The sequence below is a fragment of the Paraburkholderia kururiensis genome, assembly GCF_034424375.1.
Classification (GTDB): Bacteria; Pseudomonadota; Gammaproteobacteria; order Burkholderiales; family Burkholderiaceae; genus Paraburkholderia; species Paraburkholderia kururiensis_A.
Window position 1 is genome coordinate 1823017 of sequence record NZ_CP139965.1, and the last position, 13829, is coordinate 1836845.

General features: G+C 68.1%; 10 protein-coding genes. 5 read left to right on the top strand and 5 right to left on the bottom strand.

All coding sequences use genetic code 11. The features are described 5' to 3' along the window. Window positions 1–478: 478 nt before the first annotated feature. The 3 genes from U0042_RS08210 to U0042_RS08220 all read right to left on the bottom strand — a co-directional run bounded on the left by U0042_RS08210 (window position 479) and on the right by U0042_RS08220 (window position 7806). Entirely contained in the window at window positions 479–1231 is a 753-nt protein-coding gene (locus U0042_RS08210) for a DUF3455 domain-containing protein (RefSeq protein ID WP_114810519.1), read from the bottom strand. 166 nt (window positions 1232–1397) lie between these two features. Further along, a complete protein-coding gene (locus U0042_RS08215; RefSeq protein ID WP_114810520.1) occupies window positions 1398–2729 on the bottom strand; it encodes an Nramp family divalent metal transporter in 1332 nt (443 codons plus the stop codon). 271 nt (window positions 2730–3000) lie between these two features. Then, window positions 3001–7806 carry a DEAD/DEAH box helicase gene (locus tag U0042_RS08220; protein ID WP_232833326.1) on the bottom strand — a complete coding sequence of 1602 codons (4806 nt, stop codon included), beginning with the start codon at window positions 7804–7806 and terminating at the stop codon, window positions 3001–3003. 466 nt (window positions 7807–8272) lie between these two features. Here U0042_RS08220 and U0042_RS08225 point away from each other — a divergent pair, with 466 nt between their 5' ends. Further along, window positions 8273–9337: an aldo/keto reductase gene (locus tag U0042_RS08225; protein WP_114810522.1), complete on the top strand. Its 1065-nt coding sequence runs from the start codon at window positions 8273–8275 to the stop codon at window positions 9335–9337. Between the two features lie 495 nt (window positions 9338–9832). On the opposite strand, the gene U0042_RS08230 is transcribed toward U0042_RS08225, so the two are convergent. Continuing rightward, the gene (locus U0042_RS08230; RefSeq protein ID WP_114810523.1) at window positions 9833–10618 is read right to left on the bottom strand and encodes a superoxide dismutase; all 786 of its coding nucleotides are present in this window, start codon (window positions 10616–10618) and stop codon (window positions 9833–9835) included. A 271-nt stretch (window positions 10619–10889) separates the two neighbouring features. On the opposite strand from U0042_RS08230, the gene U0042_RS08235 reads away from it, so the two are divergent. The 4 genes from U0042_RS08235 to U0042_RS08250 all read left to right on the top strand — a co-directional run bounded on the left by U0042_RS08235 (window position 10890) and on the right by U0042_RS08250 (window position 13227). Next, a complete protein-coding gene (locus tag U0042_RS08235) occupies window positions 10890–11444 on the top strand; it encodes a type 1 glutamine amidotransferase domain-containing protein (RefSeq protein WP_114810524.1) in 555 nt (184 codons plus the stop codon). A 69-nt stretch (window positions 11445–11513) separates the two neighbouring features. After that, window positions 11514–11801: a DUF1488 domain-containing protein gene (locus U0042_RS08240; protein WP_114810525.1), complete on the top strand. Its 288-nt coding sequence runs from the start codon at window positions 11514–11516 to the stop codon at window positions 11799–11801. 275 nt (window positions 11802–12076) lie between these two features. Further along, window positions 12077–12628, top strand: a complete 552-nt coding sequence (locus U0042_RS08245; protein WP_114810526.1) for an HPP family protein — start codon at window positions 12077–12079, stop codon at window positions 12626–12628. 158 nt (window positions 12629–12786) lie between these two features. Continuing rightward, window positions 12787–13227, top strand: coding sequence for a ferritin-like domain-containing protein (locus U0042_RS08250; protein WP_114810527.1), 441 nt, complete (start codon window positions 12787–12789; stop codon window positions 13225–13227). Between the two features lie 79 nt (window positions 13228–13306). On the opposite strand, the gene U0042_RS08255 is transcribed toward U0042_RS08250, so the two are convergent. Further along, window positions 13307–13660 carry a BON domain-containing protein gene (locus tag U0042_RS08255; protein ID WP_114810528.1) on the bottom strand — a complete coding sequence of 118 codons (354 nt, stop codon included), beginning with the start codon at window positions 13658–13660 and terminating at the stop codon, window positions 13307–13309. Window positions 13661–13829 lie beyond the last annotated feature (169 nt).

A 13829-nucleotide genomic window follows, 5' to 3' on the forward strand; every position in this document is an offset into this window, starting at 1 on the left:
GCACTCGCACGCAATGCAAACCGTATCGAGACCGTAGCCGTCGCAGCGAATGATCGGAAGGTAGAGCGGCGAGTGTTTCAAGGCTGTAACGGTTTGTTTCATACCGATTGCCGAATGTCACCTTGGTAAGACCGGAGGAGACGTGACGAAAAATGCCTATGCGCGTTTCAACGCAATTCGCGCAACGTTAACGGCAAAATCGATAGAAAATCGCGTCACGTAGATTTTGCGCCATTGCATGAAGCTTTCGGTCAATTCGACATGACATGCCGTCGGAGCCTCGCCGGACAAGCATTTCTATCAAATATTACGAATATGAAAGGATGGTTTAAGCTTATTGAGCTTTGTCCCATTCATTCGTACGCCATTTGCATAAACGCGGCATCGGGGCGAAGTCGATATGCATAGCTTCTGCTGACACGCTATTGCCATATTCTGCAAAAGCGGCAGACGGGGAATGACTGCGTGATGCTGCCCGTCATTCGTGTGCCGCATTGCTTGCGCTTGCGGTCGCGCTTGCGCTTGCGGTCGCGGTCGCGCTGGCCGATACGCCGCTCGATGCCATTGCATGCGCGACGCTGATGCCAGGCTTGGGCGCGGGCCGCGTCACCGCATTGTCCGCGGAAGGCTCCGCGTTGCGATAGAACAGGTACGTGGCCGAATAAGGCACGAAGAGCGAGACGCCTTCCTGGCCGCACGCCGGGTCCGGCGGCATGCCGCCCGTGGTCTGCACGCGCTGGACCGAACTCGTGCGTGCAAAGCGGCCTTCGCCGCGCCGCTCGCCCGCATTGAAGCGTGCGACGAGCCGTTGCCAGGGCAGCGCGTTCGCGGCCACCACTTCCTCGCCCACGACGCGACCCACCACGTAGCTGCCGTCGTAGCCCACGAAATAGCGGCCCGGCGCCACGGTGCCCACGCTGCGCCGTGCCGGGTCCACGAGCGTGGCGTCCGAACCCGTCGCGACCCACGTGAGCGTGTCGCCGTTGCGGCGGCACGTGTAGGTCGTGTCGCCTACGGCCGTCAGCACGTCCGCGAGCACTTCGTTGGGCGTGGCGCGCAGGGCTTCGGGCAGCGTGTCGTTGGCGGGCGGCATCTGCGCGGTGGGCGGCGTGGTGCAGGCCGCCACCATGGACGCGAGGCACGCGGGCACGACGAGGCGCATGCCGTGCAGGCGTGGGCGCGGGCACACGCGCGGAGCGACGGATTCGCAGGCAGCAGGCGATCTTTTCATGGACGGTGGGTTCGCAGGTCGGTCATGCCCTGAACGCCCGCGTGAGAGAAATCCCAGGCGCAGGCTGACGTGTGAGAGCTTGAATGAGACCCGAAACGCGAACCGCCCATGCGGACCGATCCGAACTCCTGAACGCCCGCGCGCAATGAGACAAGCCGCGAGCGCTTCACGCGGCCGGCAGCCCCGGCACCGGTACGCCGAAGACGTGCAGCAGCAGAACGGCGTTGAGCGCGAGCACGACGACGGTGGCAAGCGCCGCAACCATCGTCATGAAGCGGCTGTTCACGAAGGGCCCCATGACGGCGCGGCGGCTCGTGAAGATCACGAGCGCGATCATCGGCACGGGCAGCGCGAAGCTCAGCGCCACCTGGCTGTAGACGAGGGCATCGGTGACGTTCACGCCCGCCGCGACAACCGCGAATGCGGGCGCCATCGTCACGACGCGGCGCAGCCACACGGGAATGCGATAGCCCGTGAAGCCCTGCATGATGATCTGCCCGGCCAGCGTGCCCACGGCGGAACTCGACATGCCCGAAGCGAGCAGCGAGACGAGAAACACCACGCCCGCTCCGGCCCCGAAGAGCGGCGTGAGCGTGTGGAACGCCGCGCCGATTTCGGCCACGTCGCGGTGCCCGGCATGAAACGCCCCCGATGCCATGATCACCATCGCCATGTTGACGAGCCCCGCGAGCGAGAGCGCGACGATGACCTCGCGGTTGGAATAGCGTACGAGCTGGCGGCGCCCGGCGTCGTCGCGGGCCGGCGCGCGGGCTTGCATGAGTCCGGAGTGCAGATAGATGGCGTGCGGCATGACCGTGGCGCCCAGCATGGCCACGGCAATCGCGAGCGCGCCCGAGTCCGGCAACTGCGGCACGAATGCGCCTCGAGCGGCGGCGCCCAGATCGACGGGTACGATCATCAGTTCCACCACGTACGAAAGCGCAATGGCCGCAATCAGCGCGCCGATGATCAGTTCGACGGGCCGAAAGCCGCGCCGCTCGGCGCTCAGAATCGCGAACGTCACCACGGCGGTCACGGCCATGCCCACGAGCAGCGGCAGATGAAAGAGCAGCGAGAGCCCGATGGCGCCGCCCAGAAACTCGGCGAGGTCGGTGGCCATGGCCGCCACTTCGCTCACGCCCCACATCGCATAGACGACGGGCCGCGGGAAGTGGTCGCGCGACATCTCGGCGAGATTGCGGTTCGTCACGATGCCGAGCCTCGCCGAAAGCGCCTGGAACAGCATGGCGATGACGTTCGCCGCCAGCACGACCCAGAGCAGCGCGTAGCCGTAGCGCGCGCCGGCTTGCAGGTTGGTGGCGAAGTTGCCGGGGTCCATGTAGGCGATGGACGCCACCACGGCCGGCCCCGCGAAGAGCAGCATCGAGCGCAGGCCGCGGCTCTGCCCCGCGAGCGCCTCGCCGATGGCGAGCGTGGTGCGCTGCGTGAGCCCGGGCTTGATGCCGGGCCGGGCGGGTCGTGCTGCGGGAGTGCCCATCGCGTGAACCTCGTCTTGAACTCAATGTGCCTCGAAGTGGCAAGACTGGTGCCTGATTATCCTGCGCGGCTCGCGAGCGTGCAGGCAGCGTCCGCGTATGCGCGCGGCGCCTTGCTGGCAGGGGTCGAGGCGCGACGGCGCCGCTATGGGCGATGCGGTGCGCGTCGCGCTCGTGACCGGTGACGCCGTGCAAAAAGAACAATCGACCGTGGCGTCCCGGCAGGGGGCTTCGACATGGCGGCTTCGATATCGCCGCTTCAATACCGCCGCTTCAATACCGCTGCGCGAGGCGCATGCGCATCTGGTTCTTCGTGGTGGGGTCGAAGTCGCCGAGATAATCGAAGCTGCCGGCCACGAGCGTCGCCACGGGCACGCCGTCGCGAAACAGCACGCGATTGCCCGCCACCGCCGGCACTTTCTCGCCGGCCAGCACGGTGCCCACGAGGTTCAGCGGGTCCGTGGCCGCAATGGAGACGAGCACGCCGTCGTCGGCATGGCGGCGCACCTCGCGCAGCAGCGGAATGGCTTCGGGCAGCGCGAACTGTTCGCCGGAGAGTCCTTCGATGAACCGTCCGCCGCGCACGTGGCCGCGTGCCTCCATGCGATGCAGCACGCGCAGCAGGTCGCGCCACGGCGGCAGCCAGGGCGCCTCGCGTGCGAGCAGCTGCCAGAACACCACGCCATAGCGGCGCAGCAGCGTGATAGCGACGTGTTCGAGCACCTCGGGCTCGGTCTGCGGTTTGCGGGCAAGCGTTGCGCTGTCCGTGCTTTCGCTCTGCGCTGTGGCCGCAGTGGCCGCCGTAGATGCCGCCGGACGCCGCAGCAGCGCCCAGCGGCCCGCGTCCTCCATGCCGCCGATCAGCGCGCCTGCGCCGCGAGGCCGTCGGCTGCCGTAATAGGCGTTGCGTTTCGCCACGGGCTTGATGAGCGCGCGCAGGCCGGCAAAGCCGTCCGCGTTCGCCAGCCCCGCGGCCACGAGTTCGCCCAGCGCGTTTTCCAGTTCCACGGGCAGCAGATGCGCGTGCTGCGCGAGTTCGTCGAAGAACATCGCGCCGTGTTGCGCGAGCAGGTCATGCACGCGTTGCGCGCGTGCCGAGAGTTCGCCGTCCGCTTCGCCGACCAGCGTTTGCCAGTGTTGCAGATGCCGCCGCGGCAGCAGCACGACGGGCGTGGCGCGCACGGGGCCCGCCGCCGTGCGTGCCCGTGCGCCGAGCCGCGCCCACACCACCTTGCCCGCGCGGCACAGTTCGTCGAGCCAGGTGATCGAGTAGTCCTTCACGCGCGCGGGCAGGATGTCTTCTTCCCACGCGCCCGCCGCGGCTTCCCAGCCTTCGAACTGGTCGAGCACGGCGGCGAGCGCATCGCGGCCTTCCACGCGTGTAGAAGGGCTCACGTGCTGCCATTCGAACAAGAAGCGCATGAAGTCGTGGCGCTGCACAGGCTCGATCTCGCGCCGCAGCCGCCGCACGGTGTAGCGATGAATGCGCGCGAGCAGGTGCCGCTCGCACCACTCGTCTTCAAGCGCGCCGGGCGTGAAGCGGCCGCGCATCACGTAGCCTTCGGCTTCGAGCTTCGTCAGCGCGAGCGCGACGGCCGACGCCGGCAGCGCGAGCGACCGCGCGATCACGGGCACCGGCTGCGGCCCGAAGCCCGTGAGCCGCGCACGGATCACTTCGACGAGCGCGTCTTCTTCGTGCCACGGCGCATCGTGGCCCGCGGGCGGCCGCAGCGCGGGCTCGCACGGCGCCTGCGGGTAGAGCGCTTCGAGGCAGGTGAGGCGCTCCACGGGCACCCAGAGCGCGTCGCCGAGCGCCACTTTCATGCGCGTGGCGCGGCCCGCCCCGGCGAGCGCAGCGAGGCACGCGGACCAGCCGTCGCATTGCCCGGCCTCGCGTTCGTTGATGCAGGCAAGACTCATCAGCGCCTCGTGCATCTCGTCGGCGTTGCGCACGAGCGGCCAGGCTTCGGCCGCCACGCTCCGGATGGCGTCGGCATCGAGTGCGCCCAGGTCGTCGGCGGATTCGGGGTCGGTCCAGCGGCGGCTCAGCACGGCCTGCGTGCGGCGTTCTTCGAGCGGCGCGTCGTCGAGGAACGCGTAGGGCCGCGCGCTGAGAATTTCGGCGGCGAGCGGCGACGGCGCGGGCAGGTCGCGCGCGACGAGCTTCACTTCGCCCGCCTCGATGCGGCGCAGAAGGCGCAGCCAGCCGTCGGTGTCCATGGCGTCGTGCAGGCAGTCGTCCACGGTCTGGTTCACGAGCGGATGATCGGGCAACTCGCGCTCGCCCACGATGTTTTCGAGGCACGCCACCTGGTCCGGAAACACGGCCGCGAGCAGGTCTTCGCTGCGCATGCGCTGGATGGGCGTCGGCGTCTTGCCCCCGCCCGTCTGGCGCGGCAACGCGAGCGACGTGGTGGCGTTCCAGCGCCAGCGCACGCCGAAGAGCGGCGCGTCAAGCAGCGCCTGAATCAGGATGTGTTCGGCCGAAGTGGAACGCAGATAGCGCCACACTTCGTCCAGCACGAAGCTGTGGCTGCCCGTGAGCGAGAGGATGATCGCGTCTTCAGTGGCGGCGGCCTGCAGTTCGAAGTTGAAGCTGCGGCAAAAGCGCTTGCGCAGCGCAAGGCCCCACGCGCGATTGATGCGGCTGCCGAACGGCGCGTGAATGACGAGTTGCATGCCGCCCGATTCGTCGAAGAAGCGCTCCATGACGAGCGTGTGCTGCGTGGGCAACACGGTGAGCGCGGCCCGCGCGCGGGCCAGGTACTCGACGATCTGACGCGCGGCGCCTTCGTTCAGGCCCAGCGTGGAGACGAGCCAGCCGATGGCGGGCGCGAGCGCAGTGGCGCGGTGGTCGGCGTGCGCGTCATTGGCTCGCTCGCTACCATCGGCACCTTCGTCGACTTCATCGCTTTCATCACCTTCAGCGTGAGGCTCTGCCGCCGCGAGCCTGTGCTCGACTTCCTCGCGCAGCCGCGCGACGGCGGCTGAGAGTTCGTCGCTGCGCCCCGGCGCCTCGCCCAGCCAGAACGGGATGTTGGGCGGCTGGCCCTGGGCGTCTTCCACGCGCACGCGGCCCGCCTCCACACGCAGAATCCGGTACGACGCGTTGCCCAGCTGGAACACGTCGCCCGCGAGGCTTTCCACCGCGAAGTCCTCGTTCACGGTGCCGATGTTGACGCCCTGCGGTTCGAGCAGCACGGCGTAGTCGGCGTTGTCGGGAATCGTGCCGCCTGAGGTGAGGGCCACGAGCCGGCTGCCGCGCCGCCCGCGCAGCGTGCGGCTTACGGCGTCGCGATGCAGCCACGCGCCGCGCACGCCGTGACGCCCGGTGTAGCCCTCGGCGAGCATGCGCAGCACCGCATCGTACTGTTCGCGCGTAAGCGTCGCGTAGGGCGCTGCGTGGCGCAGGCGTTCGAACAGCGCGTCCTCGTTCCACTCGGCGGCCGCGACTTCGGCCACGATCTGCTGCGCGAGCACGTCGAGCGGCGCATGCGGCATGACGAGCCGGTCCAGTTCGTTGCGGCGCACGCAGTCCAGAATCGCGGCGCATTCGATCAGATCGTCGCGCGACGTGGGAAAGAGCCGGCCTTTGGGCACCGCGCCCACCTGGTGGCCCGAGCGCCCCACGCGTTGCAGGAACGCCGCGATGGTGCGCGGCGAACCGATCTGGCACACCAGATCCACGTCGCCGATATCGATGCCCAGTTCCAGCGACGCCGTGGCCACCAGCACGCGCAACGCGCCCGCCTTGAGCCGCTGTTCGGCGTCGAAGCGATGCTCTTTCGCGAGACTGCCGTGGTGCGCGGCGACGGCTTCCTTGCCGAGCCGGTCGGTGAGATGGCGCGCGACGCGCTCGGCCATGCGGCGCGTGTTCACGAACACGAGCGTGGTGCGGTGCTGCGCGACGAGTTCGGCGAGGCGGTCGTAGACGCGCTCCCACACGTCGTTGGCCATGACGGCTTCGAGCGGCTCGGGCGGAATCTCGATGGCGAGATCGCGTTCGCGCACGTGGCCCACGTCGACGATGGCGCAGTCGATGGGGTGGCCTTCGGGGTCGAGCGGGAGGTCGGCGGTGGTGCTGGGGTCGGCTTTTGCACCGCGGCGGATAGTGCGGGCCGTGCGGTCTGCGCGCCGTGGGGCGGGCGCGTTCACGCTTGTATTGAGGCTTGCATTGAGACTCGTATCGCGGCTCGTATTGCGGCTGGTGTCGAGGCTTGCGTCGCGCTCCGTCTTGCTGCCTGCTTCGGCGACGTGCCCGGCTGCCGCGGCGCTGCCCACCAGAAAACGCGCCACAGTCGTGATGGGCTTTTGCGTGGCCGACAGCCCGATACGCGGAAGAGGCCGGCCGCACAGCGCATCGAGGCGCTCCAGGCTCAACGCGAGATGGCAGCCGCGCTTGTTGCCGGCGAGCGCGTGAATTTCGTCGACGATCACCGTGCGCACCGTGGAAAGCATCGCTCGCCCCGAGGCGGAGCCGAGCAGCACGTAGAGCGATTCGGGCGTCGTAACGAGGATGTGCGGCGCGCGCTTGCGCACGGCGGTGCGTTCCTGCTGCGAGGTGTCGCCGGTGCGCACGGCGGTGCGAATCTCCACGGGCGGCAGGCCGCGCTGCGCGAGTTCGTCGGCGATGCCGGCGAGCGGCGCTTCCAGGTTGAGCCGGATGTCGTTGGAGAGCGCCTTGAGCGGCGACACGTACACGACGAGCGTGGCGTCGGGCAGGGCGGCGGCTGCGGGGTTGTCGGCGGCGTCGGGAGTCGCGGCCGGATCGGTTGGCTTCGCAGACGCGGTCTTTGTCGGACGCTGCGCAGCCTTAGCCGCAGGCGGCACTGCCTTAACCGAAGGCTGCGTCGCATTCGCGAGCCCTTCGCGCACGAGTTCGTCGATGGCCGAGAGGAACGCCGTGAGCGTCTTGCCCGAGCCCGTGGGCGCGGCCACCAGCGTGGAACGTCCGCTGCGGATGAGCGGCCACGCCGCGGCCTGCGCCGCGGTGGGCGCCGCGAAGCGCTTGCGAAACCAGCCGGCCACCGCGGGGTGGAAGCCGGCGAGCGCGTCGGCGGGAGCGGGACGAGAGTTCATGGTCGCGTAGTTGGGGATGCGGCTCGCGATATCCAATGCCGCTGCTATGGCCCTTGTTTGCGTTCGGCGCGTGGTGTGCGTGGCGCTTGCATGCAAACGCGCCGTGCGGCCTTGCGCGTGCGTCACGCCGAGCGTGCGCTGCGCAGGCCCCGAAAAACAAGTCGAAAAGAGTCTCGCAGGTTTTGCGAGCCGCTGCCAGGGGCGCCCTGCCGCTTGCTGTGCTTCGATGCCGGCGGCGCTTTCGCTGCTTCGGCGCTTTGGGTGCTTTCGCTGCTTTCGTTGCTTCATTGCTTCGGGCGCTTTCGCCGCATCCGTCCCTTCTGCGCGTCACGCCCGCCGTCTCCGCTCCTGACCATCGCCTTTCAGCCTGCCCGGTGCTCTGCGCGTCGCGCGGGCCTGCAGTATGCTCGGTTGCTCCGCGGGTGTTCGGTTGTTCATTTCCTCCCTTCCACCATGGAGTCCTACGATGCGTTACAACCAGCTGGGCCGCACAGGCGTGTTCGTTTCCGAGCTGTGTCTCGGCACGATGACGTTCGGCGGCGAAGGCAGCATGTGGCAGCAGATCGGCGAAGTGCAGCAAGGCGATGCTGAGCGGCTCATCGGCCGCGCGCTGGAAGCGGGCATCAATTTCATCGATACCGCCGACGTCTATTCGCAGGGCCGCTCCGAGCAGATCACGGGGCAGGCGCTGAAAAACCTCAAGGTGCCGCGCGACAAGGTGGTGGTCGCGACCAAGGTGTATGGCCAGGTCGGCGAGTGGCCGAATTCGCGCGGCGCGTCGCGCTACCACATCCTCGACGGCGTGAAGGCCAGCCTGAAGCGCCTGCAGCTCGATCACATCGACCTCTACCAGATTCACGGCTTCGATCCCGCCACGCCCATCGAAGAAACGGTGCGCGCGCTCGATACGCTCGTCGAGCACGGCCACGTGCGCTATGTCGGCGTGTCGAACTGGGCCGCGTGGCAGATCGCGAAGGCGCTGGGCATTGCGGAGCGCCTCGGCCTTGCGCGCTTCGAAACGCTGCAGGCGTACTACACGCTCGCGGGACGCGACCTCGAACGCGAGATCGTGCCGATGCTGCAAAGCGAAGGCGTGGGGCTCATGGTGTGGAGTCCGCTCGCCGGTGGTCTGCTCTCGGGCAAGTACGGGCGCGATCAGCAGGGCGAAGCCGGCAGCCGCCGCACGACGTTCGACTTTCCGCCCGTCAACCGTGAGCGCGCATGGGACTGCGTGGACGCGATGCGCGGCATCGCGCAGAGCAAGGGCGTGTCCGTCGCGCAGATCGCGCTTGCGTGGCTGCTGCACCAGCGCGTCGTGACCACGGTGATCGTGGGCGCGAAGCGGCTCGAACAGCTCGACGACAACATCGCGGCCACCCAGGTCGAACTCACCGCCGACGAACTCGCGAAGCTCGACGAAGTGAGCCGCCTGCCCGCCGAGTACCCGGGCTGGATGCTCGCGCGGCAGGGCGACCCGCGCCGCGAGCAGATCGCGCAGTCGCGGCATCCGCGGGGCGCCGCGGGGCAGTGATGCAGGGTGATGCCTGTTGGTCGGCGGCCGGACGAGGCGCGGTGCCGGCCGTCCACAGCGAAGGTTGGCTTCTCTTCTACCGTGGGCGCCAGCGCCGCTGGCGTCGAGTGTTGGCTTGGACGATGGGCTCCGAACGCTAACACCGGCTGCCGGCTCCGCCGCCCAGGCTCAGGCTCCGGTTCAGACGACTCGTCGTCGCCGGTCTGAGCGGCGCCGGCCGTGTTCGTGCGGTTCGATGGACTCGCGCCGCCCTGTTTGGCCGACCCGCCCGAACTGCCCGAGCCGCCCGGCTCGCCGGAGCCGCTCATCAGACTTGGCGCGCGCAGGCCCATCACGGTGGCCTTGAAGCGATGCCGCGCGTGCCGGTGTTTCGCCGAAAATTTCATCGTGGGTGCTCCTTCATGGCATAGGGGCACGCATGGCCCGCGTGCCCTTGTTGTCGATCGCCGGTGTCTTGCCCGATCGATACGCTTCTACGTCGCGTCGCCCATCGCCTCACGCGCTCATGCGCGCGAAGTTCGTGCTCGCGAAATCCCAATTGATGAGCTTCGCCGTGACGTGCTCGAGATACTCGGGCCGGCGGTTCTGGTATTGCAGGTAGTACGCGTGTTCCCAGACATCGACCGTGAGCAGCGGCACGAGTCCGTGTGCGAGCGGCGTATCCGCGTTGCCGGTCTTGATGACCGCGAGCTTGCCGTGCTGCGCCACGAGCCAGCCCCAGCCGCTGCCGAACTGCGACGCGCTCACGGCGGCGAGCTTCGAGGTCAGCTGGTCCACCGACCCGAAGTCGCGCACGATGGCCGCGTTCAGCGCTTCCGAAGGGCGCGTGGGCGACGGGCTCAGCGACTGCCAGTAGAAGTTGTGATTCCACGCCTGTGCCGCGTTGTTGAACACGGCCTCGTGCTCGGGCACGCCATAGGTCGCGACGATCAGCGCTTCGAGCGACTGCCCCGCGAACGGCGTATTCGGCGTGAGCTTCGCGAGGTTGTCGAAGTAGCCGCGATGGTGCTTGCCGTAGTGAAACGAGACGGTTTGCGCCGAGATCACGGGCTCCAGCGCGTTTTCGGCGTAAGGCAGCGGCGGCAGCGTTTGCGGCGATGCGCCCGATACTGCCGTGCGGCTGCCCGCAGGTGCGGCGCCGCCCGGCGTCTGCGCGGCGGCCGTATTCACCGTACCCACGAGCCCCGCCGCGCCGCCGATGCCGGCGAGCGCAAGCCCGGCCCCGCTGGCGGCGGTTTTCGTGAGGAAGGCGCGGCGTGCCGCGAGCGTCTGTTCGTTCATGGAAGCCTCGAATAGGAGTGGAGCAGGTAGAGAGCGAAGGGGGTCGCCACCCGAAAACAGCTGACGCCCTCGGGTTGTTCCATCGTGAAGCCCCGTTTTTTCCGGAATATTTCGCGTGCGGGATGGAATAAGCGGGACGGCGCGCGTGTTCCGTCGCGCCCTCGCGGGCATACCCCTTGCTGAAACTCACAGGCAGACCGCATGCGCTGCCGATGCGCGGCGCGTGCGGTGCCGCTTCAACCTGTTTCCTATTTTTTGAGGAGTTCCACTGATGTCCGACACACTTCAAGGCTGCAAGGTGGCCGTGCTGGCCGTGGATGGTTTCGAGCAGGCCGAACTCGTGGAGCCGCAGCGCGCGCTGGCGGGCGCAGGCGCAACGGTTCACGTGATTTCCGCGAAGCCCGGCAAGATCCAGGGGTTCAAGCACGTCGACAAGGGCGATAGCGTCGCCGTCGACAAGACCTTCGACAACGCGAAGCCCGACGAGTACGACGCCGTGGTGCTGCCCGGCGGCGTGGTGAACGGCGATGCGATCCGGCTCATCCCGCAGGCGCAGGCCTTCGTGAAAGCGGTGGACGCCGCGAAGAAGCCCGTGGCGGTGATCTGCCACGGCGGATGGCTGCCCGTGTCCGCGGGCATCGTGAAAGGCCACACCATGACGAGCTGGCCGTCGCTGCAGGACGACCTTCGCAACGCAGGTGCCACGTGGGTGGACAAGGAAGTGGTGGAAGACGGCAACTTCATCACGAGCCGCAAGCCCGACGATCTGCCCGCGTTCAACAAGGCGCTGATCGCGCGGCTTTCGCAGCAGCATCAGCGTGCATGAGCGCGCATGAACGTGTTCGGCCCGTGCATCCGCTGACTGCATGCCTGAACCCGGCCCCTTCGTGCGGAGATGCCCGAGATGAACATCCGCTTTCCCGATGAAGCACCGGTCTTCGACGGCTCTGCTCTCGCGCTGCGGTTCGTGGCCGAAGTGGACGGCGAGCCGGTGGTCTGTTCGGTGACGGCCGAGGCGCTGGAAGACCACTTCGGCGCGCGCTCGGCCCTCGAAGCCGAACTGGTGGGCGCGTTCCAGCGCGGCCGTGAATCGATTCACCGCGTGTGCCGCGACGCGCTCGAACAGACGGGCGGCGAGGGCGCGGCGCTGCACAGCGGACTCTTTCGCATGGACAGGCACTGAACGCGCGGCAGGTCATGTGCAGTGCAGGTCAGCACGAGGCGCATGACCGGGCACTGCATATGCTGCCACTTTCTGCATGCGCTCGATGGTGCAGGTGCAACGTGCACTCAGGTGCAGGTTCGTTGGCACGCGTTCGGTTTGCATGCGTGCAAACGCAGGCTCGCAGGCAACCGCAGGCTCGAATTCGAGTGCACTCGAATGCAGCCTCAAATGCCGCCTCAAGCGCAGGCTCGAGCGCAATCTCAAGCACAGATTCAAACGCAAAGGGGGACGCCATGTCGCTGATCGTCGCCGGCCGCTTCACCACCTTTCCCGCCGCCGAGGCTGCTGCCCAGCGGCTTTTCGATCACGGCTTCATCGAAGAAGACGTGTCGCTCTTTTACGTGAACCCGGGCGGGCAGCATGCGCGCTTTCCCGTGGGCGGCGACGAATACGCCGACCCGCAGGCCGAGCAGAGCTCGAAGGGCGCGGGCAAGGGCGTCGTCATCGGGTCGGTGATCGGGGCTGTGGTGGGCGTGGCCATCTTCAGCGTGTTTTCCGCGCCCGTGATCATCTGGATTGCCGCCGCGGGCGTGGGCGCCTATGTGGGCTCGCTCGCGGGCGCCATGTCGCATACGCGCGGCGGCGGCAAACGGCGCGAGACCGTGCACGGCCGCTCGCATCCGTCGGGCGTGCTGCTCGCCGTGCACGTCACCGCGGAGAACCAGCAGGAAGCCGCGCGCCTCTTGCGCGAGGGCGGCGCCGAAGAGATCGAACGCGCAAACGGGCGCTGGCAGCAACGTCGCTGGGTGGACTTCGATCCCACGCGAGAGCCGCAAACCATGTAGCCGGCGCAGGACACACGCGTTTAAGGCATACGCGTTTAAGCGCGCGCTCGACGCCGGACGTTCGACGTGCCCACGTGTGCGCACCACCCGGCGTGCACAGCGGGCAAGGGACGCAGACGCGCGGCGCGGCTCGCGCATTCTCGCAAGGAGGCGTTCACATGGCTGACGTCATCGCAGTGCTCAACGATCTCGTCGAAACGTCGACGGACGGCGACCGCGGCTTTCGCAAGGCCGCCGAAGACGCGCAGAGCGAGGAACTCAAGGCGCTGTTCATCGAGCGCGCCGACCTCTGCGCACGCGGCGCGCGCGAATTGCAGGACGCCATTCAAGGCATGGGCGGCAAGCCGGGCACGGGCGGGTCGCTCGCGGGCAGCCTGCATCGCGGCTGGGTCGACGTGCGGCTCTCCATTACCGGCCGCACCGATCGCGGCATTCTGGCCGAATGCGAGAAGGCCGAGGACGTGGCGAAAGCACGCTACGAGGCCGCGCTCGCGGCCGATTTACCCGACGACGTGCGGCCCATCGTCGAGCGTCACTACGACGTGTTGATCCGCATGCACGAGCGCATCCGCGCGCTGCGCGATGCGGCGTCGAGATAGCGGGCTGGGCGCGCCGCAGAGCCCCAGCATCGCGTCCAGAGCGCGGCATCGGGCGCGTGGCCCATGCCGCGCTCCGTTCTCAGTCCGTGGCCGACACCTTCAGTTCGTTCTTCACGACCTTCACGCCCGAGAGGCCCTGCGCGGCCTCCGCGGCGGCCGTCCTGTCGCCCGAGGTGGGCACCGTGCCCGTGAGCCACACCACGCCGTTGCGCGTCTTCACGTGAATGTGCGTGGACTTCACGTTCTTGCTGATCAGCGTGGCCTTCACCTTCGTCGTGATGGTTGCGTCGTCGAGCCGCTGGCCCATCGTCTCGGACCCCGCCGGCGGGGCCGAGCTTTCCTGCGCGCTGACGTTCATCGCGAAGAGGGCGCAGGCGGCGGACGCCGCACACGCAATCACGCAGGCGGACCTGATGACTGGAGCGATTTTCATTGTGCGTTCCTCCCTGATTGCTGGTTTCGCAGTCAGCTTTACCGCAAGCCGCGTGCCGCGCCGCGGCATGTCATGCGCGCGCAGCAAGCCTTACCGGCGCAACGCCGCGCGAGCCCTTGCGCGTGGCGTTTTCGCGCATGGCGCGCTGCGTGAAGCCGCGCTCGCCTGA